Here is a 24,195-nt window from a genome sequence, read left to right on the forward strand (position 1 = left end):
GCCAGGCGAGGGTGCCGTCGGCGGTGACCAGTTCGGTGGGGGTGCCGACGAGGTCGGTGATGATGGCGTGGAAGCGGGTGTCGTACTCCGATTGGGGGGTGGTGTCCGTCAGGTGGAGGATTGAGGGTGTCTTCTCAACCACTTCACGTGACGAGTGGTGCTCGGTTTGGGATATGGGGCGGTGGGTTCCTGGGGAGTAGTCCCAGGTTGTTACGGCCCCATCCATTGTCGTTTGTTCGGCCAGGCGGGTGCCGTCCCAGGCGAAGTGGATCTGGTCGGCGGCTGTGCCGTCCTGGGCCAGGCGTTGTTTGGTGGTGCGGCGGCCGAGTGGGTCGTAGGTGTAGTGCCAGTGTTCACCGTCGGGGGTGGTGGCCTTGGTGAGGCGGTCTTCGGCGTTCCAGGTGTAGGTCCAGGTGCGGGTCTGGCCGTTGAGGAGTTTGCGGGTGCGGCGGGTCAGGCGGCCCTGGGCGTCGTGTTCGTAGGTGGTGCGGCCGGCGCGATGGATGATCGTGCCGGTGAACTCGCGGTCGCCGGAGGCTTCGTGGCCTGGGGCGGTGGCGTGGGTGAGGTTGCCTGCGCTGTCGTAGGCGTAGGTCTCGGTCCAGCCGTGGGCGTGGACCGCCCTGACGCGGCCGACCTGGTCGAGGTCGAAGCGGCGGGTGCCGGAGGTCAGCTCTCGGATTTCGGTGAGGTGGTCGTCCTGGCGGTAGGCGTACTCCCGGTGCTGGAGCAGCGTGGACGTGTTGCCGCGGGTGAGGGTCTGGGTCGTCAGGCGGTCCAGGGCGTCCCAGGCCTGGGTCAGGCTTACGTCGTCGCCGAGCGTGCGCGATGTCTCGCGGCCCGCCGCGTCATAGGCGAAGCGCAGGGAATTGTCCGCCGTGGTGAGGGACGTGACGCGGCCAGTGGCGTCGTAGGCCCACTCCGACCGCAGGCCCGTGGGCGTAGTGCGTGCGGTGCGGTTACCTGCCTGGTCGTAGGTGTAGGTCGTGGTCTTGTCGTTGACCGTTTCGGTGAGGACCCCGCCCCGCGCGTCATACGTGCGTCGCAGCTCCGTGTCCGGGTTCGCCGCCTGCGTCAGGCGGCCCGCCGCGTCGTAGGCGAATGTCGTCTCAGTGCCGTCCGCCGTGCGCGAGGTGATCGTGCGGCCCAGTGTGTCGCGGGTGTAGGCGAGGGTTTCGCCTGCGCCGTTCTCCCGGGATATCAGGCGGCCCGCCGCGTCGTGCTCGTAGGTGAGCGTGCGGCCGTTGAAGTCCGTTTCGGAGGCGAGGTGGCCTGCGCCGTTGTAGGCATACGTCCACGTCCGGCCCTGGGGGTTCGTGACCGCCGTCAGGCGTAGCTCGGTGTCGTACGTGAAGGCGTACGTGGCGCCGTCGGGGTCGGTGCGGGTCGCGGGGAGGTCGAAGTGGGTGTGGGTGTGGCGGGTGGTGTTGCCCGCCGGGTCGGTGTGTTCGACGAGGTTGCCCTCGGCGTCCCAGGTCCAGGTTTCGCGGGTGCCGTCGGGGCGGGCGCGCCAGGAGGGCTTGCCCTCGATGGTCCAGCCCTGGCGGGTGACATGGCCCAGGGGGTCGGTGACGCGGGTTATGCGGCCGTGGGTTCCCCGGCGGATGGTGGTCGTGTTGCCCAGCGGGTCGGTGACCTCGACCGGCAGGCCCGCCTTGTTGCACACGACATTCGTGGTGTGGCCGAGCGGGTCGGTGACGGAGGTCAGGTTGCCCGAGTCGTCGTACGTGTAGTGGGTGGCGGCGCCTGTGGGATCCGTCGTCCTGGTGCGGTTGCCTCGGGTGTCGTATGTGTGGAGCCAGGTCGCGTCGTCGGGTTCGTGGATCTCCAGCGGCTGGCCGTGCTCGTTGTAGGTGGCTGTGGCTGCCGTGCCATCCGGGCGTTCGACGCGTATGAGGTTGTGGGCGTCGTCGTAGGTGTAGCGCGTGGTGTGGCCCAGCGGGTCGGTCACCGACAGAGGAAGGCGATTGGTCTGCGGATCCCACTGGGTGCGGGTGGTGTTGCCCAGCGGATCGGTCTCGGTCACCACCTTGCCCGCCTCGTTGTAGACGTAGGTGGACCGGTTGCCCAGTGAGTCGGTGTAGACGGTGGTGCGGGCGGCCTCGTCGTAGTGGAAGCGGCCGGTCATCATGTTGTCCGAGCCGATGGTGCGCAGCACGCGGCCCCGGTGGTCGTAGACGTACCCGAAGCTGGTGCCGTTGCGGTCGGTCCAGGCTGTGATGCGGTGCTGGTCGTCGTAGGTGAACCGCATCGGCTCGTCCGCGGAGTTGAAGACCTCGGTCAGGTCGCCCGCGCCGTTGTAGCCGAAGGAGACTAGCGTGGTGCCCGCCTCGGCGTCACCGACGCCCAGCAGACGCAGCGCGGTGATGCGCAGCAGCTCGGGGTCGGTGTCGATGGCGATGTGGTAGCCGCCGGAATGAACTGCTTCGCGGGGGGTGCCGTCCGCGTCGTAGGTGAAGGTGATGGACCGGCCGTTGCGGTCCTCGATCCTTTGGAGGGGGAGCTCGTTGCCGTCGGCGGCCAGGGGCGTGAAGTGCAGGGTGCGGGCCTGCTCTGGGATCTCGATCCGCATCGTGCCGCCCGCCGTGCCGTCCCAGCGCAGCGGCCAGCGCGGACCCCGCACCGGGTAGATGTCCTGTTCGGGGTGAGGGACTCCATAGCGCAGCACCATGCCCTCGGCCGCGACGAACACGATCCCATCGGCGTCCAGCTCCAGCCGCTGGTCAAGGGTGGCGGACCAGGTGCGGCCGAACCAGCCGCCGCAGGTATGGCCGGAGACAAAGGTCCGCTCCAGCACCAGCGGCAGCGCCCCGGGCAGGGACACATCCGTGGCCGGCATGACCATCTCACCCGTCACCACGTCGACCGGGTCGCCGCACTGCTTCTTCTCAGCTCCGCACTGGTCGTGCGTGCCCTTGCGGTTCGCCCGGTCGTGCGCCTCGCCGTCCCGGCCCAGCGCCTTCTTACGGGCCGCCAGACGCTCGGCCGCGCCCGCGCCCGTGTCCAGCTTCTTGCGCAGCACGCTCGAACCGCCCGTGGCCACGGCGAGCAGCAGCTCCGGGGTGATCTCACCCGCCGCGCGCAGCGGGTCCTTGGACCACATCTCCCAGTTAAGGGCCGCCTTCGCGAACTCCTTCGGGTGCTGCGCCGCGTACGCCGCGCCGTCCACCATGCCGGCCAGCTGCATGCTGAAGCCGCCGAGGTCACCTTTGAGCAGCGAGGCGGGGAGCTCGGCCAGGCCGAGGATGCCATAGTGGGCCTTCCACAGCCCGTCTTTGACGCCCTCGCCGAACTTCTGCCAGTTGCTCGGCTTGTTCGGGGCCTTCTCCGTCGCCTTGTCGATCTTCTTCTTCGACGCGTCGACGACCAGCTGTAACTCGGCGACCAGCTTGTCCAGCCGGCCGATGCAGTCCTCCATCGCGGAGATACCCGGATCGGTCTCCGAAGGTTTCTCCGGCAGCTGCTCATCGCCGCGCGTCACCGCGTCGTCGTAGGCATTGACCTTCTTGTGGTGCGCCTTGGACGCAGCCCGCGCCGCGTCCGCGTCCTCGATGATCGGCTCACAGCGCTTCTGCACCGACCGCAGCTTGGTCGCGTACGACGCCAGCGCACTCGCCGCGTGCGTGAACTGGTCGTGGCCCGAGGTCAGTTCCTTCGGCAGCCGGTCGACGGCCTTCCTGAACTCGCCCGCGCCCCTGCCCTGCCAATCCTCCAGATCCGCCGGCCTCAGCTTGTCCTTGCCATCCTGGAAAGCGCCCGCATACGCGCGTAGCTCCAGCACCAGGTCGTCAACGTCGGCGGGATTGCCTGGGATCAGGTCCTTGGGCTTCGCGCCCACCGGTATCCGTATCTGCGGGGGCCGCACCGCGTCCGTGTCTGCCATCAGGACTCGTCCTCGTACTCACCCAGTGCCTGACGCGCGAGCTTCGCCAACGCCGTGTCCCCCGGACGCTTCTCCATCTCCGGCGCGCCCACGTGCTCCCAGGACCACTTGCCCGCCGCGCCCGACGGGAGCTTGGCCATGTTCGCGTCCGAGGGCCAGAAGTCCTTCACCCGCATCAGATCCGCCAGCATGTACCCGGCGACCGCCTCGTACAGCCGTTCCACCACCACATCCGCGTGGTCCGCGAGCTCGCCCATGCCAAAACCCCACGCCTTGACGAACGCCTTGCCCGACTCCAGGAGATCGGGCGCGCCACAGTGCTGGAGATAGGCGGTCAGCTTCTCCTGGCTGTTCTTGACCGCCCGGGCCCCGACCACCGACTCCTCTAACGGGCTGATCAGAGCCTTCACCGCAGCGATCTCGACCTTGTAGCCGTCAGCACCCTCGTTCCCGCCGTACTTGCCGTCCGGGCCACCCTCGCTGGGGGCCCGGTTCACATTCGGCGCGTCAGGATCCGCCATCGTCAGCCCCCTCGTCCTGGTCCCCGTCCCCGTCCTCTGCCTCGCGTAGCGTCCGCGCGTCCAGCAGGAAGGGGCGCTTACCCAGCGGGTCCACCAACGCCCGTACGCCCTCGGGCAACAGGCCCACCAGGTCCTCGACCGTCGTGGAAGCCCATCCGCACGCCCCCGCGAAGCGCGCAAGGCCCTCGATTGAGGTGAAGACGGGTACGACCGGGCCGGCTTCCGCTGTCTCCGAGACCAGGAAGCCCGGGTTCTCGGGGCGCTGGAAATACAGCCGTGCCCCGCGCAGCGCCGCCCACTTCTCCCGCTCCGACATCCGCGCGGCGGTTTCCTGACGGACCAGGTCAGCCAGGCTTGATTTACCGCCCTGACCAGGCGGTCTGGTGTTCCCTCCCCCAAACATGAGGGCTATCTTCACACAGATGACCGACACCATGGGTGACTGACACGCACCTCTTCGCAACCACATGCGAGAGCATGCGGTGACCCACGGCCCCACCCCTACTGCAGGTCACGGAGCCTGAGCGCCGCTGGGCAGCATTCGGCTCCGGCGGGTGCGGGCATCGTCTCGCGCCTTCGGCGCATGGCGGCCAGCAGCGGGAAGGGGAGGGGCGGTACGCCGCCGTCGCCGTCCGGCGGCCCAGCGGGTTGCGGCGGCGGGAAGTGGCCTCGGTTCCCTTCTCAGTGGCGTCGCGCCGAGCGGGGGAACGAAGCCCGGTTGCGGGCCTCCCTCCCCACCCCCTCTCAGAAAAACGTTTGATGTAGAGCAAGCATTTTTTAAGAGGGGGCGGGGGGAGGCCCGAACCGGACCGGCGTCCACCGCTCCGGGCGGCCATGTGCCGTTCCACCGCTCGCCAGCCGGCGACGTCGCCCTCCTGGGCAGGACGGCGACGATGCCTCCGGCCCCCCCTTCCCGCTGCTGGCCGCCTTGCGCCGAAGGCGCGAGACGATGCCCGCGCTCGGCGGACGGAGCATGTCGTCCAGCTGTGCTCGTCCGCGAGGGCGACCCTGTCGAAAGTGCCGTCCCTTACGGGACCGTCAGACCCGAGAACTAGGGAAAACCAGCCGTCTGGACTGACGCCCGCTGTGGCGCACGCCACTACGGTCGAATACGTGACTGTGATCGCCACCGAAAGCCTGAGCAAGCGGTTCCCCCGGGTCACCGCGCTCGACCGGCTCTCCGTCGACATCACGCCGGGCGTCACCGGCCTGGTAGGTGCCAACGGGGCCGGTAAGTCCACCCTGATCAAGATCCTGCTGGGGCTGTCCCCCGCCAGCGAGGGGCGCGCCACCGTTCTGGGCCTCGACGTGGCCAAGGACGGCAGCGCCATCCGCGAGCGGGTGGGCTATATGCCCGAGCACGACTGCCTGCCGCCCGATGTCTCGGCGACCGAGTTCGTCGTCCATATGGCGCGCATGTCCGGGCTGCCGCCCGCCGCCGCCCGCGAGCGGACCGCCGACACCCTGCGCCATGTGGGGCTCTACGAGGAGCGGTACCGCCCCATGGGCGGCTACTCCACCGGTATGAAGCAGCGCGTCAAGCTTGCTCAGGCGCTGGTCCACGACCCGCGGCTGGTGCTGCTTGACGAGCCCACCAACGGCCTCGACCCGGCGGGCCGCGACGAGATGCTCGGCCTGATCCGCCGGGTCCACACCGACTTCGGCATCTCGGTGCTGGTCACCTCGCATCTGCTCGGCGAGCTGGAGCGCACCTGCGACCACGTCGTGGTCATCGACGGCGGCAAGCTGCTGCGCTCCAGCTCCACCCGTGACTTCACCCAGGCCACGGCCTCGCTCGCGGTCGAGGTGACCGACACCGCCGCCCACCCGGACGGCACGGCCGCGCTCCGCGCCCATCTCGCCGAGGCCGGGCTCACGGTCCAGCCCGCAGGCCGCTCCGGCGACGGGGCGCCCGCCTCCGACCATGTGCTGCTGGTGGACGTCGCGGGTGACGAGACGTACGACGTGGTCCGGGACGCCATCGCCGGGCTCGGCCTCGGCCTGATCCGTATGGAGCAGCGCCGCCACCGCATCGCCGAGATCTTCCGCGACGACGACGCGCACGAGGACGGGCACGACACGCACGAGGACGCGCACGACCACGCGCCCGACGACGCCCCCGACGACGCCCCCGACGGAAACAGGAACGCCACGCGGCGGAGCCGCACATCGAACGGAAGCGGAGGTGCCGCCGATGCCGCCTGAGTCCGCGACCCAGCAGCGCGCCGATGTCATCCACAACATTGGCTACCGCCACTACGACGGCCCGCGCCTGGGCCGCGCCTACGCCCGCCGTTCGCTGTTCTCCCAGAGCCTGCGCGGTGCCTACGGCCTCGGCCGCTCCGCCAAGTCCAAGGTCGCGCCGATGCTGCTGGCCGCTGTGATGTGCGTGCCCGCGCTCATCATCGTCGCGGTGGCCGTGACGACCAAGGCGAACGAGCTCCCCGTCGAGTACACGAGATACGCGATCATCATGCAGGCCGTCATCGGCCTGTACACCGCGGCTCAGGCCCCCCAGTCCGTCTCCCGGGACCTGCGCTTCAAGACGATCCCGCTCTACTTCTCCCGCCCCATCGAAGCGGCGGACTATGTGACGGCCAAGTTCGCCGCCATGGCCTCCGCGCTCTTCGCCCTCACCGGCGCTCCGCTGGTGATCCTGTACGTCGGTGCCCTGCTCGCCAAGCTGGACTTCGCCGATCAGACGAAGGCCTTCGCACAAGGACTGGTCTCCGTGCTTCTGCTCTCGCTTCTCTTCGCAGGCATCAGCCTGGTCATCGCCGCGCTCACCCCGCGCCGGGGCTTCGGCGTGGCGGCCGTCATCGCCGTACTGACCATCTCCTACGGCGCGGTGTCCACCCTGCAGGCCATCGCGTGGGACCAGAACAACACCGACGCGGTCAGCTGGATCGGCCTGTTCTCGCCGATCACCATCATCGACGGGGTCCAGACGGCCTTCCTCGGCGCCGAATCCGCCTACCCCGGCGGATTCGGGCCCGGTACCGGGGCGGGACTCGTCTTCCTCCTCGTCCTCCTCGGCCTGATCGCCGGCTCCTACGGCCTGCTCCTGCGCCGCTACCGAAAGGTCGGGCTGTGACCACGATCGCCATCGACAACGTCTCCCGCTGGTTCGGGAACGTCGTCGCCGTCAACGACGTGACCATGAACATCGGCCCCGGTGTCACCGGCCTCCTCGGCCCCAACGGCGCGGGCAAGTCCACCCTCATCGGCATGATGGGCGGCTTTCTGGCGCCGTCCACCGGCTCCGTCACGCTGGACGGGGCCACCATCTGGCGCAATGAAGCGGCCTACCGTCAGATCGGCATCGTCCCCGAGCGCGAGGGGATGTACGACTTCCTCACCGGCCGCGAGTTCGTCATCGCCAACGCCGAACTGCACGGTCTGCCCGACCCCCGCGCCGCCGCCCGCAAGGCGCTGGAGACGGTGGAGATGGACTTCGCGGGCTCCCGCCGCATCGCCACGTACAGCAAGGGCATGCGGCAGCGGGTGAAGATGGCCTCCGCGCTGGTCCACGAGCCGTCGGTGCTGCTGCTCGACGAGCCGTTCAACGGCATGGATCCGCGCCAGCGGATGCAACTCATGGAGCTGCTGCGGCGGATGGGGGAAGAGGGCCGTACCGTGCTGTTCTCCTCGCACATCCTGGAGGAGGTCGAGCAGCTCGCCGCGCATATCGAGGTGATCGTCGCCGGGCGGCATGCGGCCTCCGGGGACTTCCGCAAGATCCGCCGCCTGATGACCGACCGTCCGCACCGCTATCTGGTGCGCTCCAGCGACGACCGCGCGCTCGCCGCCGCCCTCATCGCCGACCACTCCACCGCGGGCATCGAGGTGGACGCGAGCGGCGGCCCCGAAGCCGGGCTGCACATCCAGGCGGTCGACTTCACCCGCTTCACCGAACTGCTGCCCCGCGTCGCCCGCGATCTGGGCGTCCGGCTCCTCACGGTCTCGCCTTCCGACGAGTCCCTGGAGAGCGTCTTCTCCTACCTCGTCGCGGCCTGAGCGGCCGGAAAGGAGCCTTGAAAGCGATGTCCTCCCTCTACCATCCCACCGTCGCCCGGCTCACCTACCGGGCCCTGCTCGGCCGCCGTCGCGCGCTGATCCTGTTCAGCCTGCCGGGGCTGTTGCTGGTCATCGCGGTGGCCGTACGGGCGCTGTCCGGCGCCGATGATCAGACCGCCGACGCCGTGCTCGGCGGCTTCGCGCTCGCCACGATGGTCCCGCTGATCGGGGTGATCGCCGGTACGGGCGCGATCGGCCCGGAGATCGACGACGGCTCGGTGGTCTATCTGCTGGCCAAGCCCGTCAAGCGGCCGACGATCATCTTCACCAAGTTCATCGTCGCGACCGGTGTCACGGTCGTCTTCTCGGCGCTGCCCACCCTGCTGGCGGGCTACATCCTCAACGGGAACGGTCAGCAGCTGGCGGTCGCCTACGCCGTGGCCGCCACCGTCGCCTCGATCACCTACGGCGCGATGTTCCTGCTGCTGGGCACCATCACCCGGCACGCGGTGATCGTGGGGCTCGTCTACGCCCTGGTGTGGGAGTCCCTGTTCGGCAGCCTGGTGGGCGGGGCCCGCGACCTCAGCGTCCAGCAGTGGTCGCTTGCCCTTGCTCAGAAGGTCGCCGACAACGGGGCGGTCACCTCCGAGGTCGGTCTGCCCGCAGCGGTGTTGCTGCTGCTGGCGGTGACCGTGGCCGCGACCTGGTACGCGGGCCGGAAGCTGCGGACCTTGACCCTCGCGGGCGAGGAGTGATTCCTGATGAGCGATTCCTGATGGGTGATTCCTCAGGCGTGATTCCTCAGGAGTGATGCCTAAGGACGCCACCGGGCCGGGACGGAGCTGAACCGGAAACCGGTCTCGGCGGTGGCCGCCGCACTGGGCGCGGCCACCGCCGTTGTCTTGTGCCCGGGGGCCGAGTTGGCCTGGTCCAGGGCCGAGGCCACGGTGGCGGACGAGCCGAGTATCACGGTCGCCGCCACACAGGCCACGGTCCACGGTGCCCGCAGCATCCGCACCCACCCCGACGTACGCTTCACAGCCGCCGTGCCGCTCATGCCGTCCTCCGATCCTCGTCGGTGCCGATGAGGCGATCCTGACGGGCGGAGTTGTCGATCGGCCCTGCGTCACCTACGGGGAAGCTGTGTACCGGGCGCTCAGGCATCGGCAACCGGCCTCAGGTGCGGGCCGGTTCGGCCGGGGGCGCGGTCTTCGCGGGGGCGTCGGACCTGGTCGCCGCGCCCGGGCCGCCGCGGACGACGGCCAGCACCAGCAGGCCGGCCGCCAGCGCGGCGATCCCGGATATCACGCAGATACGGTCGAGCCCCGCCACGAAGGACTCGTTCACCAGCGCCTTGGCCGCCGCCGTACGGCCCGCCGGGGCGGCGGCGATCACCGCGTCGGCGTGGCCGCCGCTGATCGCCTCGGCCGCCTGCCCGGCGGCGCGCCCCGGGATGGTCCCGCTGTCCTCGACGACGTCCCGTACCCGCGCCGCGAACACCGTGCCCAGGACCGCGATCCCGAGCGCGTACCCCAGCTGCCGGAAGGTGTTCACCGCGCCGCTGGCCATCCCGGCGCGCTCCGGCGGCGCCGCGCCGAGCGCCGCCGAGACCAGGACGGGCATGATCAGACCGATGCCGAGGCCGCCCAGCATCAGCCCGGGGACAAGGGCCGTCCAGTCCGAGCCGGGGGTCAGCCGCGCGGCGGTGACCAGCGCGCTCGCGCCCACCAGCAGCAGCCCGCCGCCGAGCGCGCGCCCCGGAGCGACCCGCTCCAGCACTCGTCCGCCCGCCGCGCCGACGACCAGCGCCACCCCGGCCATCGGGGTCACCGCGAGCCCGGCCTGCACCGGGCTGAGCCCGAGCACCGACTGCAGCCACATCCCCACGTAGGTGAGGTACGGGAAGGCCGACGCCTGCACCAGCAGGGCCGCCGCCATCAGCACCACGAAGGTCGGGCGGCGCATCAGCGCCAGATCCAGCAGCGGCTGCCGCTTCCGGCGCTCCACCAGGACGAAGACGGCCAGCGCGAGGGCGGAGACCACCAGCGACGCGACCGTGCCACCGTCGGACCAGCCCTCCTCGCCGCCCCGTATCAGCCCGTACGTCAGCGCGCCGGCGCACAGCGTGAAGAGGGCGGCGCCCGGCCAGTCGATCCGCGCGCCGACCGCGCCGCGCGACTCGCCGACCGTACGGATCGTGATCCAGACCGCGATCGCGGTCAGCGGCAGGTTGACCAGGAAGATCGCCCGCCAGTCGGCGTACTCGGTGAGCAGCCCGCCCAGGATCGGGCCGACCGCCGCGGCGGCCCCGCTGGTTCCGCCCCATACGCCGAAGGCGATGCCGCGGTCGCGGCCGCTGTAGGTGGCCATCAGCAGCGGGGTGTTGGTGGCGAACATCGCCGCCGCCCCGACGCCCTGCACCGCACGGGCGGCGATCAGCACCCCGCTGTCCGGGGCGAGCCCGCAGGCCAGCGAGGAGAGCGCGAAGACGGCGAGTCCCCACAGATACAGCCGCCGCCGGCCGTAGACGTCGGCCGCCGATCCGGCGGCCATGAGCAGGGCGGCGAGCGCCAGCGCGTAGATGTCCATCACCCACTGCAGGGAGGTGAAGGAGGCGTCCAGGCCCTGCGCCACTTCCGGCAGCGCCGTGTTCACGATCGTGACGTCGATCAACAGCATGAAATTGCCGAGGGTGATGGCCGCGAGCGGCCACCATTTGCTCCGCATGTCGAACTCCGAGTCCACAGAGAGTGGGGCCCGGCCCGACGCCGTACCCCCCGTGATCCCCAAGTTCCGTCAGCCGACCCCGCGCCTTCCAGCCAACACCGCATCTGTGGCGCTATCCGACAACAGCTAGCCTTCTGCGGTGAATTCCGACGCGTTCGACGAGCTGGACCGGCAACTGGTCCAGGCACTCCAACTCGACGGCCGGGCCCCGTTCAGCCGGATCGCCGATGTGCTCGGCGTCTCCGACCAGACCGTGGCGCGCCGCTACACCCGGCTGCGGACGGCCGGGACCATCCGGGTGCTGGGGCTCACCGACCCCGCCGCGCTCGGCGAAGTCGTCTGGCTGCTGCGGGTGCAGTGCACCCCGGACGCGGCCGTGTCGGTGGCCGAGGCGATGGCCCGCCGCTCCGACACCTCATGGGTGAGCCTGATGTCCGGCGGCACAGAGATCTCCGGCATCACCCGCGCGGCGTCCGGCGAGGACAGCGACGCGCTGCTGCTGCGCAAGCTGCCGAGTACCCCGCGGGTGGTGGGCGTGGCCGCGCACTGTGTGCTCCACGAGTACTTCGGCGGGCCGCAGGGGCTGGTCAGCAAGTCGGGCATGCTGACGCCCCGGCAGATCGAGCGGCTGATCGTCCCCGTGCGTCCACCGGACGGCCGCGCCCGGCTGGACGACGGCGACCGTCAGCTTCTGGCGGTGCTGGCGCGCGACGGGCGAGCGGGTCTGGGCGAGTTGGCGGCCGCCACGGGCTGGTCGCAGTCGACGGTGCGGCGCCGACTGGCGGAGCTGCGGTCCGACGGCACCCTCTACTTCGACGTCGACTACCACCACCGGATGTTCGGCCATGGCTCCACGGCCGTGCTGTGGCTGTCGGTGCTGCCGGCCCATCTCGCCGCCGCCGGGCAGGCGGTGGCGGAGCACCCGGAGGCGGCCTTCGTCTGCGCGACCACCGGGCCGCACAATCTGCTGGCGGTCGTGGTGTGCCGGGACGTCCGGCATCTGTACGAGTACCTGACCACGCGGGTCGCCGCGCTGCCGGGGGTGCGGGGCATGGAGACCTCCCCGACGATCCGCCGGGTCAAGGGCGCGGGGCCGCTGCTGCTGCCGCCACGGGGCGCGGCGCGGCGCGTTCCCTGACGTCGACCGGTCCTGGTTGACGCTTGTGGGCTCGTGTCGACTCTTGTCGAGCCTTCGCTGAAACCCCTCGTCAGAGGGGAATTTGGAGGAAGATCCCAACTCCCGGTGGTCGAACTCTGTTCAAGCAGACGACTCAATAAATCTTGACGATTGTCAGGGACCTGCCGAACTCTTGGCGTGCACCAGCGCAACTCCTCGTACCCGTTCCAACTCCCTTCCCTATGGCCCTGATGAGGGGCCGTCAGAGACATCGGAGGAACCGATGCGTCGTCTTGCCACGAGCCTCGCCGCCACCGCGGTCGCCGCGGCTGCCACCGTGGCCCTCTCCGGGCCCGCCCACGCCGCCCCCGCGGACAAGCCGCAGGTGCTCTCCAGCTGGACCCAGACGAGCGCCAGCAGCTACAACGCCTGGCTCGCGGCGCGCAACAACCAGAGCGCCTGGGCCGCCTACCAGTTCGACTGGTCGACCGACTACTGCAGCAAGTCCCCCGACAACCCCTTCGGGTTCCCGTTCAAGACCGCCTGCGCCCGGCATGACTTCGGCTACCGCAACTACAAGGCCATGGGCACCTTCAGCGCGAACAAGGCCCGTATCGACAGCGCCTTCTACGAGGACCTCAAGCGGGTGTGCAACGGCTACAGCGGGGCGTCGAAGACCGCCTGTAACAGCACCGCCTGGACGTACTACCAGGCGGTCAAGGCGCTGGGCTGAACAGCCGCTCCAGGACGAGGGCGATACCGTCCTCCTCGTTGGACGCGGTGACCTCGTCGGCGACGGCCTTGAGCTCGTCGTGGGCGCCCGCCATCGCCACGCCGTGGGCCGCCCAGCGGAGCATCGCTATGTCGTTGGGCATATCGCCGAAGGCGATGGTGTCCTCGGCGGTGAGGCCGAGGCGGCGGGCGGCCAGCGAAAGGCCCGTCGCCTTGGTCAGCCCCAGCGGCAACAGCTCCACCAGGCCCTCGCCCGCCACGGTCACCCCCACCAGGCCGCCCGCGGCCGTGCGGGCGGCCTCGGCCAACTCGTCGTCGCCCAGCCGCGCGTGCTGGATGTAGACCTTGCTGACGGGGGCGGACCACAGGTCGGCCCGGTCCTCCAGCGACCGGGCCGCCCGCTCCGCCGGATGCACCCGATAGCCGGGCCCGAAGAGCACCTTGCCGTCGAGCCCGTCGCGGGCCACGGCCAGGAAGAGCGGGCCGATCTCCGACTCGATCTTCTCCAGCGCCAGCGCGCCGAGCTGCCGGTCCAGGGTCACGGAGGTCAGCAGCCGGTGCTCGCCCGCGTGGTAGACCTGCGCGCCCTGCCCGCACACCGCGAGCCCCTGGTAGTCGAGGTCGTCGAGGATGCCCCGGGCCACCGGCACCGTCCGTCCGGTCACCACGATATGCGCCGCGCCCGCCGCGGTGGCCGCGGCGAGCGCCGCCCGGGTGCGCCGGGAGACCGTGTGGTCGCCGCGCAGCAGGGTGCCGTCGAGGTCGGTGGCGATGAGCCGGTAGGGCAGGGGCACCGAGGGGCTGTCGCTCATCGGGCGACCGGCTCCAGGACCTCACGCCCGCCCAGATACGGACGCAAGCCCTCGGGCACCCGCACCGAGCCGTCGGCCTGCTGGTGGTTCTCCAGAAGGGCGACGATGGTCCGCGTGACCGCGCACAGCGTGCCGTTCAGCGTCGCCAGGGGGCGGACCCGCTTGTCCTCGCGCATCCGGATCGACAGCCGGCGCGACTGGAACTCGGTCGTGTTGGACGTCGAGGTCAGCTCGCGGTACTTGCCCTGGGTCGGGATCCACGCCTCGCAGTCGAACTTCCGCGTCGCCGAGGCGCCCAGGTCGCCCGAGGCCAGGTCGATCACCCGGAACGGCAGCTCGAGCGAGGTCAGCCACTGCTTCTCCCACTCCAGCAGCCGCTGGTGCTCGGCCTCCGCCTCCTCCGGCGTCGTGTAGACGAACATCTCGACCTTGTCGAACTGGTGCACCCGGAAGATGCCGCGGGTGTCCTTGCCGTACGAGCCCGCCTCGCGGCGGAAGCAGGAGGAGAACCCGGCGTAGCGGCGCGGCAGCTGGGACACGTCCAGGATCTCGTCCATGTGGTACGCGGCCAGCGGCACCTCGGAGGTGCCGACCAGGAAGAGGTCGTCCTTGTCGAGGTGGTAGACGTCGTCCGCGGCCTGGCCGAGGAAGCCGGTGCCCTCCATGGCCTTGGGCTTGACCAGGGCGGGTGTGAGGACGGGGATGAAGCCCGCCGCGGTGGCCTGCGCGATCGCGGCGTTGACCAGCGCGAACTCAAGCAGCGCACCGACGCCCGTCAGATAGTAGAAGCGCGAGCCGGACACCTTGGCGCCGCGCTCGGTGTCGATGGCACCGAGCAGCTCGCCGAGCTCCAGGTGGTCCTTGGGGGTGAAGCCCTCGGCCGCGAAGTCGCGCGGGGTGCCGACCGTCTCCAGGACGGCGAAGTCGTCCTCGCCGCCGACGGGCACGTCCGGGTGGACCAGATTGCCGAGCTGGAGCAGCAGCCGCTGGGTCTCCTCCGCGGCTTGGTCCTGCTCGGCGTCGGCGGTCTTCACCGAGGCGGACAGCTCGCCCGCCTTCTTCAGCAGCTCCGCCTTCTCGTCGCCGGAGGCCTTGGGGATGAGCTTGCCGAGCGACTTCTGCTCGGCGCGCAGCTCGTCGAAGCGGACGCTGGACGACCTGCGCCGCTCGTCGGCGGAGAGCAGGGCGTCGACGACGGCGACGTCCTCTCCACGGGCGCGCTGAGAGGCGCGCACACGGTCGGGGTCCTCACGGAGCAGACGAAGGTCAATCACCCCACCAGGTTACCGGTGTGCACATCCGGCGCTCGACTCGATATTCCCTTTCATCATGCTTCGCCCCGTTTGGAGCGGTATGGATTCGTGGAAATTCGTCTGTCTGTGCATCCGCATGCCTCGCTGATGAAAGCGCGCGCGTTCCCCTGAAAGGGACAAGGGAATAAAGGGGCAAAGGGGTGGGTGTCGGCGTCCGGCTTCCCTTATGCGAAGGCGGAGTTGACCTCGCGTTGTCCACAGGTGGGGGTGGCTCCGGTCCGAGTTATCCACAGGCTGTGTGTGAGTTCTGTGGATGTCGGGCTGATCATCTGGTACGCGAAGTGCTCGGCGATGGATTCCCCACTCAAACCTCGTTCACACACTCATTCGGGTGGGATTTGCTCACACCGGAGCGTCGGTCAAGAGAAAAGCGAGGACGTGAGTGATAGATGTGATGGTAGGTGGGTTGAGGCGAGCTGGGTGATACGTCGATTACGTCGGGTTGATGTGTCGACTTGTCCCCAGCCCGCGCCTCAAGCCTGTGGATAACCCGGCTGGACAACTCGGCCAGGGCCTGGTCCTGCCGTCAGGCCCGGCCGTTCTGCCGTCAGGCCCGGCCGTCCTGGCAGCGGGCCAGCCACTCCTCCGCCACCGCGAAGTCCTCGTCCGAGGTGCCGCTCCGCAGCGGGGACATGCCCGTCGGCTCGAACCCCGCCCTCGGGTAGGAGCCCAGGAACCGTACGTTCGGGCAGATCCGCTTGAGCCCCATCAGGGCGGAGGCGACCCGCCGGTCCGTGATGTGCCCCTCGAGGTCCACCGAGAAGAAGTAACGGCCGATGCCCTGACCCGTCGGGCGCGACTCGATGCGCACCAGGTTGACCCCGCGCGCCGCGAACTCCTGCAGCAGCTCCAGCAGCGCACCCGGGTGGTCGTCGCCGAGCCAGATCGCCACGGACGTCTTGTCCGCGCCGGTGCGGACCGCGGGCCGCGCCGGGCGGCCGACCAGTACGAAGCGGGTCGTCGCGTTCTCCGCGTCGTGGATGGCGCTCACCAGGGGCTCGAGCCCGTACGTCGCCGCCGCGAACTCACCGGCGAACGCCGCGTCGTAGCGGCCCTCCTGCACCAGCCGCGCCCCGTCCCCGTTCGAGGCGGCCGACTCCCACAGGGCGTCCGGCAGATTCGCCGCCAGCCACTTCCTGACCTGCGGCTGGGACACCGGATGGCCCGTCACCGTCTTCACATCGGCGAGCTGGGTGCCCGGCCGCACCAGCAGCGCGAAGGCGATCGGCAGCAGCACCTCGCGGTAGATCATCAGCGGTTCGCCGGTGGCCAGCTCGTCGAGCGTGATGGTCACGCCGCCCTCCACCGAGTTCTCGATGGGGACCAGCGCGGCCGCCGCCGCCCCCGACCGCACGGCGTCCAGCGTCGTCGGCACCGAGACCATGGGGATCAGCTCGCGCGTGGCGGCCTCGGGCAGCGACCGCAGCGCGGCCTCCGTGAAGGTGCCTTCGGGACCGAGGTAGGTATAAACACTGGCCGACATCACGCTGACTCCCTGGAAAGGACGAGAACCGTCACGATACCCAGCGTCCGGCCCTGACGTTCCGGTTCACCCTTCCAAGAGTGCCTGACCGACGTACTCTCCGGGGGCGCAGCCGCCCGGCACCGCGAAGAGCGCGCTCGCCTCATGGCGCAGGAACCGCGACAGCCCGTCCCCCCGGTCCAGCTTCCGCTGCACCGGGACGAAGCCCTTCATCGGATCCGCCTGCCAGGCGACGAACAGCAGTCCGGCGTCCGGCGCGCCGTCCTCGCGGAAGCCGTCGTGGTACGAGAAGGGGCGGCGCAGCATCGCCGCGCCCTGGTTCGAGGCCGGCGCGGCGACGCGTACATGTGCGTCGCCCGCGATGGCCAGCGAGCCGTCCGGGTTCACCTTGGCCAGGTCGACCGGTGTGGTCTCCGTACCGCCGGACAGCGGGGCGCCGTCCGACTTGCGGCGGCCTATCACCCGCTCCTGCCGCTCCAGGGAGAGATGGTCCCAGGAGTCCAGGAGCATCCGGATCCGCCGCACCACCGCGTACGAGCCGCCCGCCATCCAGTCCGGCTTCCCCTTCGCCGGGACGAAGATCCGCTGGTCGAAGTCGTCGTCCGTGGGCTTGGGATTGTTGGTGCCGTCGACCTGCCCCATCAGGTTGCGCGCCGTCATGGGGTGGGAGGTCGCGCCGGGCGTCCGGTTGAAACCGTTCATCTGCCAGCGCACCCGGGCCACCTCCCGGGCCTCGCGCTGCAGCGCGCGCAGCGCGTGGAAGGCGACCAGCCCGTCGTCGGCGCCGATCTGCAGCCACAGGTCGCCGTTGCTGCGCTTGGGGTCGAGTGCGTCCGCCGAGAAGTCGGGCAGCGGGGCCAGTGCCTCGGGCAGCCGGTCCTTCAGCCCCACCTTGCCGAAGAAGGTGCGGCCGAAGCCGAAGGTGACGGTCAGCGACGCCGGGCCCGCGTCCAGCGCGATACCGGTGTCATCGGCCGGGGCCTTGCCCGCGGTCAGCTCCTCGGCCGTCTTCGACCAGCGGCGCAGCAGCGCGGCGACCGCCTTGCGGTCCGCGCCGGGCGCCAGATCGAGGGCGACGAGGTGGCCGTGCGCCTGGAGGGGGGTGGTGATGCCCGCCTGGCGCTCACCGTGGAAGGGCACGGTGGTCGAGCCGACGGAGCTGAGCGGGTCGGGGTCGGTGCGTACCGACTCGGCGGCGTACGCCCCGGCCGCGCCGCCCGCGACGAGCCCGGCCGCGCCGACGGCGCCGGCCGTGCCCAGCAGACGGCGCCGGGAGATCGGGGAAGGGGGTTCTTGCCGGTTGTTCGGGGTGCGCTGGTTGTCCGCGGTGCGCTGGTTGTTCGGGGTGCGCTGGGTGTTCGGGGTCTTGCTCATTGGCCGATCTTCAGGGTCCTGGTCTCCGTCACCTGGTCGATGTCGGAGGTCCGTACGGTCAGGGAGAGCCGCCAGGTGCCGCCCATGGGCAGCTGGAAGCTCTTCGCGCTCCAGTGGCCGGTGGCGACGTGCTCCAGCGGCACGGACAGCGGGCCGATGTTCTTCTTCGGGAGCGTCAAGGTCACCTTCGCCTCGGCGGCGTCCACGGGGCGATCGGCCAGGTCGAAGGTGAAGACATGGATCAGGTTGTCGCCGGGGAGGGCCGGGTCCAGCATGAAGATCGCCTTGCCGCGGCCGCTCTTGGGCCCGGTGTTGTACGGGATCTCGACGCTGATCGGGTCGACGGCGGGACTGGTGTCCGCGGCCGTGCCGCCGTCCTTCGCGCTCGTGACGGCGCTCGCGGCCCGGCCGGGCTGGGTGGTGCTCAGCTGGGTGGCGACGGCGAGCAGCACGACGGCCACGACCGTCTCGGCCAGCACGGAGCGGTAGAGCGAGCCGCGCGCGAGGTCGCCGTAGCGGGCGCGCAGGGTGGTGGCCTTGTCGACCGCGGCCTTCTGGCGGGCGAGCTGGGCGGTGCGCACGGGGTCGGCGGCCGTCCCTTCCGCCTTCTTGTCTCTGTCTTCCGTCCGCTCTTCGTCTTTGGCGGCTTTCTTGCCGGCCTTCTTCTCAGTCTTCTCGTCGGCCTTGTCGTCGGGCTCGTCCACGAGGCGGCCCGTCCAGCGGCGCGAGACGGAGGCGATGGCGATGAGCACCGCCACGAGGCCGACCTTGACCAGCAGCCAGCGCCCGTATTCGGTGCCGGTCAGCGCGTCCCAGGAGCCGACCTGCCGCCAGGACTGGTAGACGCCGGTGAGGACGAGGACGACGACCGAGCCGAAGGCCAGCCGTGAGAAGCAGCGTACGGCCGACCGCCCGATCGGCTCCCCCGTGCGCAGTGTGGCCACGAGCGCCCCCAGGCCGCCCAGCCACACCCCCACGGCGAGCAGATGGATCACGTCGACCGGCATCGCGACCTTGGACTGGATGCCGACCGAGGCGTGCTCGGCCATCGCCCAGGTCGCGGCGATGCCCACCGAGAGGACGGTGCCGCCGAAGGCGAGCCCGAAGGCCAGGTCCTGGCGCCGCCCCTGGTCCTCGTCCGCGGCGCGGCGCGTGTACGAGCCGAAAAGCACGGCGAGGAAGAGCGCCGCCGCGCCGAGCAGCAGCAGCCGCGACAGCAGCGCCGCGCCCGGCTTGGTGGACAGCACATCGCCCAGCCCGCCGAGGTCGAAGACCCCGCCGATGCCCTCGCCGTTGGTGTACGGGCCGCGCAGCAGCAACAGCAGCAGGGTCGCGGAGAAGAGCGCCACCCAGCCGCCGACGGCGAGCTTCTGGACCGCGCGCGAGGAGCGGCACAGCCCGGCGAAGACGCAGCCGCCGACGAGCGCCGCGAAGCCGCCGTAGGCGACGTACCGCACGATGTCGTACAGCGTCTCGACCGTGCCGTCGGCGCCCGCGTCCGAGGGGACCTTCGCCTTCGTCTTGGACGGCGCCCCGATGGAGAAGGTGAACGCCCCGGCCACGGGGTGGCTGTCCTCCGAGACCACCTTCCAGGCCACCGTGTACGTGCCGTTGGGCAGCCCGGGGCGCAGCGCGACGGCGGCCGTCGACGACTTGCCGCCCACATGGGCGGGGTTGCCGGTGTCCACCCGGTTGCTCTTCGGGTCGAGGATGCGCACCGAGTCGCGGGACAGCAGCACCCCCTCCGAGAAGGTGAGCCGCACCTGCTCGGGCGCGGTCTTGACCACCGCGCCGTCGGCGGGGTCGGTCGCCGTCAGCGCGGCGTGCGCAGCCGCGGGGGACGCGCCGAAGCTCAGCGCGCACAGCAGCGCGGCGAGCAGGGCACCGCAGACCGACAGCAGCCGCCTGGTGGCCGGCCTGGTCAGGGAGGGGGTGCGCGAGGTCATCGGGCGTCAGTCCTTGGGGCGGTACGTCGTCGGCTCGACCGGGACCTTGATCTCGACGGGGTCGGAGGAAGCGAAATGCAGGGTGAAACTGACCTTGTCACCGACCTTTGGCTTGTGGGTCAGATTTGTCAGCATCAGATGATCTCCGCCGGTGGCCAGCCTGAGCTCGCCGTCCGCCGGGACCTTCAGCGATCGCACCTGCTTCATCCGGGTGCCGGTGGTGGTGTGCATGGTGACCTCGGCGGCCAGCGGGGTGGTGACGGAGGTCAGCTCGTCGTCGGCGCCGCCCTTGTTGGTCACCGTCACATAGCCCGCGGCCATGTCCGGTGTCGGGGGCTGGGGGACGTACGCGCCGCTGACGGACAGCTTCGGGCTGTCGCCGCCGCCGTCCTCGCTGCCACAGGCGGCGAGGACGGCGGACAGGCCGAGGACCAGCGCGGCGGCGGCCGTGCGCCGCCGCACGCCGGTCGCCGACCCCGCCGCGGTCCGCGTCACGGGTTCTGCCCCTTGATGATCTTGGGCAGGTCCTTCACGTACTGGTCGGCCGTGGTCTCCGTGGTGTAGAGCCAGTGGTTCTTGTCGTCCTTGGGGGAGAAGGCCAGCACCTCGGCGCCGTGGTTGACGGTGATGCTGCCGTCCTTCTCCTTCTTCGGCTTCTCGACGAGGATGCCCAGCGGCCGGGCTGCGGCCTGGATGGTGTCGAAGTCGCCGGTCAGGGCGACGAAGTCCTGACCGCCCTGTCCGTTCAGCCAGGAGCGCATCCTCTTGGGGGTGTCCCGCTCGGGGTCGGTGGTGACGAAGACGACCTGGAGCTTGTCGCGCTCGGCCTTGGAGAGCTTCTTCTCCGCGATGCCGATGTTGCTCATGACCACGGGACAGACGTCCGGGCAGTAGGTGTAGCCGAAGTAGATCAGGGTGGGCTTGCCCTTGGTCTCCTTCAGCAGGTCGTACTTCTTGCCGTCGGTGTCGGTCAGGACCAGATCGGGCTTGGCCTTGGGCTGGTCGAGGACGATCGCCTGACCGGGCTTGCTGCCGCCGGAGACCTCGGCGGCCTTCTCTGTCTTGTCGCTGTCGCCGTCGGAACTGCCGCAGGCGGTGAGGGTGAGCGCGGCGGCGGTGACGAGGGCCGCGCCCAGGGACTTGGTGCGCATGGAGTCGTTCTCCGAAGAAGACTGATGGATCGGTGGTACGGGGTGGCGGGCAGGCAGGCCCGGCCCACCACCCCTCGGGGGCTTGAGAAAGCTCAGGCGTTGCGGCGGCGGCCGGCGAGGACGCCGAAGGCGACGCCGGCGATGCCGATGACGATGCCCACGATGCCCAGCACACGGGCGGTGGTGTCGCTGCTGTCACCGCTGGAGTCGGAGGCGGTCTCCTCCGTCTTCTCGGCCTTCGCCTTCTCGGCGGCGCTGTCCGTGTCGCCCGAGGCGCTGGAGCCGCCGTGGCCGTCGGAGCCCTCGGCCGGCTTGACGAGCTTGAGCACCGGCGCCGGGTTCTCGGGCTCCGGCGCACCGTCCTTGGGCGCCTCGATCCAGCGCACGACCTCCTTGTCGTCGTACGTCTGGAGGGCCTTGAAGACGAGCTGGTCGGCGTCCTCGGGCAGCTCGCCGACCGACAGCGGGAACTGCTGGAAGGTGCCCGGCTCGATCTTGCCGCCGGTCCAGGTGACCTTGGTGACCGCCTCGCTGATCTTCTCGCCGTGCACCTCGACCGGCTTGGCGAGCTTGGTCTTGGTGAGCTTCACGTCCCAGCCGGGCACCGGCTGCGCCATGACCGAGGCCAGCGGGTGGTCGGCGGGCAGGGTCACCTCGAGCTTGACGGTCGAGGCGTTGTCCTTCTCGTTCGGCACCTTGAAGGCGATGGTGCTGTAGCTGCCCTGCTCGGCCTGGCCGGGCTGCACGCTGACGTGCGCGAAGGCGGGGGTGGCCGCGAGCACCACCAGGGCTCCCGCTGCGATGCCGCCCATCATCGGAAGACGGCGTAGACGGCGAAGACGCATGGCGTTCATGACAAGACACTCCATGGACAGGAATGAATCAGGGTGGGTGTGTGGCGCGCATGCGGCGAGCGCGCGAACGCCCCGGCCCCGCCGGAGTGCGCCGCGTCGGTCAGGCCGCGAGGGTGAAGCGCGGCGGGCCCCGCCTGATCACACTGTGCTGGAGTACGAACGTCTTGGCCCCGGCGCGGCCGTCGTCCTGACCGGGCGTGCGCGGACGGCGTACGGAAGCAGGGTCCGGCTCGTGCTGACCGGCGCGCAGCGCGCGTACCAGCCGCAGCGCGGCGCGCAGCGCCCGTACGAGCGCGGCCTCCGCGACCCCGCGCGCCCCGTCCGCCGACAGCCGCACCGCCCGCCACACGGCCATCTCGCCGCGCCGCAGCAGCCAGCCGACGGCGAGGGCGGCGAGCAGATGCCCCAGCACCATCGGCGGCGACGGCAGCAGGGCGCCCGGGTGCGCGGCCCCGACGACCGGCCCGGAGGTCGCCTGGTGCGCCGCGGTGGCGGGGTCGAGTCCGACGCGGCTGACAATCCGGTGCGCCGTGGCGGCGTCCATCCGGACGGAGCCCGCACCGCACAGCAGCCGTCCGGCCATGGCGGTCACCCCGCCCTGGGAGCCGCCCGTGCCCGGGGTCATGGAAGTCTGCTGGGTGGTGCTCTGTCCGAGCGCGAAGAGCGCGTGCAGCGCGAGCTGGCCGACGCCCAGGAGCGCCGCGATGCCCGGCAGCGACCGCTCGCGCCCGGCCAGCGGGGCCACCACGGCGAACAGCACCGCGCAGCCCACGCCCACCGTCCACAGCGGCACCGTCGTACAGGAGGCGAGCATGTGCCCGCCCGCGGACAGCACGACGCAGACCGCGGTGAAAACCGCGGCCCGCAGTATCCGCAGATCGGCTCCGGCGCGGCCGTGGGGGGCAGACATGGCCGCGCCATCATCCCACTGGGCCCGGGTTTCCCCTACGGCGGGTGGGGCGTACCGCCCACACCTGGACAGCTCCATACACCGGTATACGGAATTCGCGCTTCCGCCGAATGAGCGGAGTCACGTCAATCACACGCTTACGGACCATGGACCCAGGCAATACGTAACGGTATGTCGAGCCGTGGCCGGGAGGCTGGAGCATGAGCATCTGGTGGTCACTCCATCTGCCGCGTGAGGCGGCGAGCGTCCCGCTCGCCCGGCGCCTGCTCCTCGGCACCATGGAGACAGCAGGGGTCGATCCCGAAATCTCTTACGACTTGTCGGTCGCCCTGTCCGAGGCCTGCGCGAACGCGGTCGAGCACGGCGGTGGCGCGGACGGCGGGGGCGGGGACTACAGAGTCACGGCCTATATCGACGGCGACACCTGCCGCATCGAGGTCACCGACTCCGGTCCCGGATTTCCGCGCCGCCCCTCCCGTCCCGACCGGGGCGACTGGGCCAAGGACCCCCAGGTCCGTCCCACCGCGAGACAGCCGGCCCCCGCCCAGGCAGAGCATGGGCGAGGGCTTTTTTTGATCGAGGCGCTGACCGACCGGGTCCGCTACCGCGACCGCCCGGGGCACGGCGGTGTGGTGGTCAGCTTCGACAAGATCCTCAAGTGGCGCGAGGACTCCCTGACGGGCGTGTGACAGCCGCGTCGTCCCGCGCGCTTGTTGTGGTTGCGGTCGACGTGGTTGCGGTCGTTGTGGTTGCGGTCGGGGTTGCGGTGGAGTCGCCGAGGTCGGGTGGGAGCCCGCGGCACAGCGCGTCCAGCGCGCTCGTGAAGGAGTGCTCGGGCGGGGTGGCGTAGCCCACGACCAGGCCCTCGCGGGGCGGACCCGCGGCCTCCGGGTGGCGGTAGTCGGCCAGGCCCTCGATGGCGAGGCCCTGCCAGGCGGCGGCCTGGACGACGGACCGCTCGGTGCCCGGCGGCAGTTCGAGCACCGCGTGCAGACCCGCCGCCACGCCGCTGACGCGGATGTGCGGGGCGCGTTCGGCCAGGGTCGCGACCAGTTGGTCGCGACGGCGGCGGTAGCGCTGGCGCATCCGGCGGATATGCCGGTCGTACCCGCCCGATTCGATGAAGTCGGCGAGGGTCAGCTGATCGAGCGCGCTCGCCCACGCCTCCCGTTCCCCCTTGGCGGCCAGGACCTCGTCCACAAGGTGGTCGGGCAGCACCATCCAGCCCAGCCGCAGGGCCGGGGACAGGCTCTTGCTGACCGATCCGACGTACAGCACATGGTCCGGGTCCAGGCCCTGGACGGCGCCGACGGGCTTGCGGTCGTAGCGGAACTCGCCGTCGTAGTCGTCCTCCA

22 protein-coding genes are annotated in these 24,195 nt (G+C 70.6%); 7 read left to right on the top strand and 15 right to left on the bottom strand.

Translation table 11 applies throughout. The features are described from left to right. The 3 genes from CCN51_RS33850 to CCN51_RS33860 form a co-directional block, all read right to left on the bottom strand. The coding region (locus CCN51_RS33850; RefSeq protein ID WP_086860469.1) for a putative T7SS-secreted protein at nt 1-3,883 on the bottom strand (3,883 nt) is incomplete at its 3' end. After that, nucleotides 3,883-4,404, bottom strand: a complete 522-nt coding sequence (locus CCN51_RS33855) for a hypothetical protein (RefSeq protein WP_014177886.1) — start codon at nt 4,402-4,404, stop codon at nt 3,883-3,885. The genes CCN51_RS33850 and CCN51_RS33855, both read right to left, overlap by 1 nt. Continuing rightward, complete coding sequence (locus CCN51_RS33860; RefSeq protein WP_014177885.1) at nt 4,391-4,720, bottom strand: hypothetical protein; 330 nt, start codon at nt 4,718-4,720, stop codon at nt 4,391-4,393. The genes CCN51_RS33855 and CCN51_RS33860 overlap by 14 nt, the downstream gene beginning before the upstream one ends. A gap of 770 nt (nt 4,721-5,490) precedes the next feature. Here CCN51_RS33860 and CCN51_RS33865 point away from each other — a divergent pair. Genes CCN51_RS33865 through CCN51_RS33880 form a run of 4 tightly spaced genes read left to right on the top strand, consistent with a single transcriptional unit; the run spans nt 5,491 to nt 9,176 of the window. Next, a complete protein-coding gene (locus CCN51_RS33865; RefSeq protein ID WP_014177884.1) occupies nt 5,491-6,609 on the top strand; it encodes an ABC transporter ATP-binding protein in 1,119 nt (372 codons plus the stop codon). After that, nucleotides 6,599-7,498: a membrane protein gene (locus CCN51_RS33870; RefSeq protein WP_043490818.1), complete on the top strand. Its 900-nt coding sequence runs from the start codon at nt 6,599-6,601 to the stop codon at nt 7,496-7,498. Before CCN51_RS33865 ends, CCN51_RS33870 begins: the two co-directional genes overlap by 11 nt. Continuing rightward, nucleotides 7,495-8,421 (top strand): ABC transporter ATP-binding protein, encoded by a 927-nt coding sequence (locus tag CCN51_RS33875; protein ID WP_014177882.1) that lies wholly within the window; start codon nt 7,495-7,497, stop codon nt 8,419-8,421. The genes CCN51_RS33870 and CCN51_RS33875 overlap by 4 nt, the downstream gene beginning before the upstream one ends. A 26-nt stretch (nt 8,422-8,447) precedes the next feature. Continuing rightward, nucleotides 8,448-9,176, top strand: coding sequence for an ABC transporter permease (locus tag CCN51_RS33880; RefSeq protein ID WP_014177881.1), 729 nt, complete (start codon nt 8,448-8,450; stop codon nt 9,174-9,176). Between the two features lie 59 nt (nt 9,177-9,235). Here the strand turns inward: CCN51_RS33880 and CCN51_RS33885 are convergent, their stop codons facing one another. Beyond that, a complete protein-coding gene (locus tag CCN51_RS33885) occupies nt 9,236-9,478 on the bottom strand; it encodes a hypothetical protein (protein ID WP_014177880.1) in 243 nt (80 codons plus the stop codon). A 119-nt stretch (nt 9,479-9,597) separates the two neighbouring features. Next, complete coding sequence (locus CCN51_RS33890) at nt 9,598-11,148, bottom strand: MFS transporter (protein WP_014177879.1); 1,551 nt, start codon at nt 11,146-11,148, stop codon at nt 9,598-9,600. Nucleotides 11,149-11,287: 139 nt separating this feature from the next. Here CCN51_RS33890 and CCN51_RS33895 point away from each other — a divergent pair, with 139 nt between their 5' ends. Beyond that, on the top strand, nt 11,288-12,286 hold the full coding sequence (locus tag CCN51_RS33895; RefSeq protein ID WP_086860471.1) for an Lrp/AsnC family transcriptional regulator: 999 nt from the start codon (nt 11,288-11,290) through the stop codon (nt 12,284-12,286). A gap of 262 nt (nt 12,287-12,548) precedes the next feature. Further along, a complete protein-coding gene (locus CCN51_RS33900) occupies nt 12,549-12,998 on the top strand; it encodes a phospholipase (RefSeq protein WP_014177877.1) in 450 nt (149 codons plus the stop codon). Here the strand turns inward: CCN51_RS33900 and CCN51_RS33905 are convergent. From CCN51_RS33905 to CCN51_RS33945, 9 genes are all read right to left on the bottom strand, one after another. Next, nucleotides 12,982-13,809 (bottom strand): HAD family hydrolase, encoded by an 828-nt coding sequence (locus CCN51_RS33905; RefSeq protein WP_014177876.1) that lies wholly within the window; start codon nt 13,807-13,809, stop codon nt 12,982-12,984. The two genes, CCN51_RS33900 and CCN51_RS33905, sit on opposite strands and share 17 nt — an antisense overlap. Next, nucleotides 13,806-15,083, bottom strand: coding sequence for a serine--tRNA ligase (gene serS / locus CCN51_RS33910; RefSeq protein ID WP_014177875.1), 1,278 nt, complete (start codon nt 15,081-15,083; stop codon nt 13,806-13,808). Before serS ends, CCN51_RS33905 begins: the two co-directional genes overlap by 4 nt. A 586-nt stretch (nt 15,084-15,669) precedes the next feature. Next, nucleotides 15,670-16,605: a prephenate dehydratase gene (gene pheA / locus CCN51_RS33915; RefSeq protein ID WP_014177874.1), complete on the bottom strand. Its 936-nt coding sequence runs from the start codon at nt 16,603-16,605 to the stop codon at nt 15,670-15,672. A gap of 66 nt (nt 16,606-16,671) precedes the next feature. Next, nucleotides 16,672-17,979, bottom strand: a complete 1,308-nt coding sequence (gene efeB / locus CCN51_RS33920) for an iron uptake transporter deferrochelatase/peroxidase subunit (protein WP_014177873.1) — start codon at nt 17,977-17,979, stop codon at nt 16,672-16,674. Further along, entirely contained in the window at nt 17,976-19,925 is a 1,950-nt protein-coding gene (locus CCN51_RS33925; RefSeq protein WP_014177872.1) for a copper resistance CopC/CopD family protein, read from the bottom strand. The genes efeB and CCN51_RS33925 overlap by 4 nt, the downstream gene beginning before the upstream one ends. 6 nt (nt 19,926-19,931) lie before the next feature. Then, on the bottom strand, nt 19,932-20,420 hold the full coding sequence (locus CCN51_RS33930) for a copper chaperone PCu(A)C (protein WP_014177871.1): 489 nt from the start codon (nt 20,418-20,420) through the stop codon (nt 19,932-19,934). Next, nucleotides 20,417-21,076: an SCO family protein gene (locus CCN51_RS33935; protein ID WP_014177870.1), complete on the bottom strand. Its 660-nt coding sequence runs from the start codon at nt 21,074-21,076 to the stop codon at nt 20,417-20,419. Before CCN51_RS33935 ends, CCN51_RS33930 begins: the two co-directional genes overlap by 4 nt. Before the next feature lie 92 nt (nt 21,077-21,168). Further along, entirely contained in the window at nt 21,169-21,930 is a 762-nt protein-coding gene (locus CCN51_RS33940; RefSeq protein WP_014177869.1) for a YcnI family copper-binding membrane protein, read from the bottom strand. Between the two features lie 100 nt (nt 21,931-22,030). Next, on the bottom strand, nt 22,031-22,840 hold the full coding sequence (locus tag CCN51_RS33945) for a hypothetical protein (protein WP_086860472.1): 810 nt from the start codon (nt 22,838-22,840) through the stop codon (nt 22,031-22,033). A 200-nt stretch (nt 22,841-23,040) separates the two neighbouring features. Between CCN51_RS33945 and CCN51_RS33950 the strand changes: the two genes are divergently transcribed. Further along, complete coding sequence (locus tag CCN51_RS33950) at nt 23,041-23,529, top strand: ATP-binding protein (protein ID WP_014177867.1); 489 nt, start codon at nt 23,041-23,043, stop codon at nt 23,527-23,529. Here CCN51_RS33950 and CCN51_RS33955 read toward each other — a convergent pair. After that, nucleotides 23,495-24,195, bottom strand: a 701-nt coding sequence (locus CCN51_RS33955) for an aminotransferase class I/II-fold pyridoxal phosphate-dependent enzyme (protein ID WP_245881724.1), incomplete at its 5' end; no start/stop codon positions are given. The genes CCN51_RS33950 and CCN51_RS33955 overlap by 35 nt on opposite strands.

It is taken from the genome of Streptomyces milbemycinicus (genome assembly GCF_002154605.1).
In the GTDB taxonomy this organism is placed as follows: domain Bacteria; phylum Actinomycetota; class Actinomycetes; order Streptomycetales; family Streptomycetaceae; genus Streptomyces; species Streptomyces milbemycinicus.

Coding starts and splice junctions, on each gene's coding strand:
- CCN51_RS33855 (WP_014177886.1), bottom strand. CDS start 4,404: ATGGCGGATCCTGACGCGCCGAATGTGAACCGGGCCCCCAGCGAGGGT.
- CCN51_RS33860 (WP_014177885.1), bottom strand. CDS start 4,720: ATGTCGGAGCGGGAGAAGTGGGCGGCGCTGCGCGGGGCACGGCTGTAT.
- CCN51_RS33870 (WP_043490818.1), top strand. CDS start 6,599: ATGCCGCCTGAGTCCGCGACCCAGCAGCGCGCCGATGTCATCCACAAC.
- CCN51_RS33880 (WP_014177881.1), top strand. CDS start 8,448: ATGTCCTCCCTCTACCATCCCACCGTCGCCCGGCTCACCTACCGGGCC.
- CCN51_RS33885 (WP_014177880.1), bottom strand. CDS start 9,478: ATGAGCGGCACGGCGGCTGTGAAGCGTACGTCGGGGTGGGTGCGGATG.
- CCN51_RS33890 (WP_014177879.1), bottom strand. CDS start 11,148: ATGCGGAGCAAATGGTGGCCGCTCGCGGCCATCACCCTCGGCAATTTC.
- CCN51_RS33900 (WP_014177877.1), top strand. CDS start 12,549: ATGCGTCGTCTTGCCACGAGCCTCGCCGCCACCGCGGTCGCCGCGGCT.
- CCN51_RS33905 (WP_014177876.1), bottom strand. CDS start 13,809: ATGAGCGACAGCCCCTCGGTGCCCCTGCCCTACCGGCTCATCGCCACC.
- pheA (WP_014177874.1), bottom strand. CDS start 16,605: ATGTCGGCCAGTGTTTATACCTACCTCGGTCCCGAAGGCACCTTCACG.
- efeB (WP_014177873.1), bottom strand. CDS start 17,979: ATGAGCAAGACCCCGAACACCCAGCGCACCCCGAACAACCAGCGCACC.
- CCN51_RS33925 (WP_014177872.1), bottom strand. CDS start 19,925: ATGACCTCGCGCACCCCCTCCCTGACCAGGCCGGCCACCAGGCGGCTG.
- CCN51_RS33935 (WP_014177870.1), bottom strand. CDS start 21,076: ATGCGCACCAAGTCCCTGGGCGCGGCCCTCGTCACCGCCGCCGCGCTC.
- CCN51_RS33940 (WP_014177869.1), bottom strand. CDS start 21,930: ATGAACGCCATGCGTCTTCGCCGTCTACGCCGTCTTCCGATGATGGGC.
- CCN51_RS33945 (WP_086860472.1), bottom strand. CDS start 22,840: ATGTCTGCCCCCCACGGCCGCGCCGGAGCCGATCTGCGGATACTGCGG.
- CCN51_RS33950 (WP_014177867.1), top strand. CDS start 23,041: ATGAGCATCTGGTGGTCACTCCATCTGCCGCGTGAGGCGGCGAGCGTC.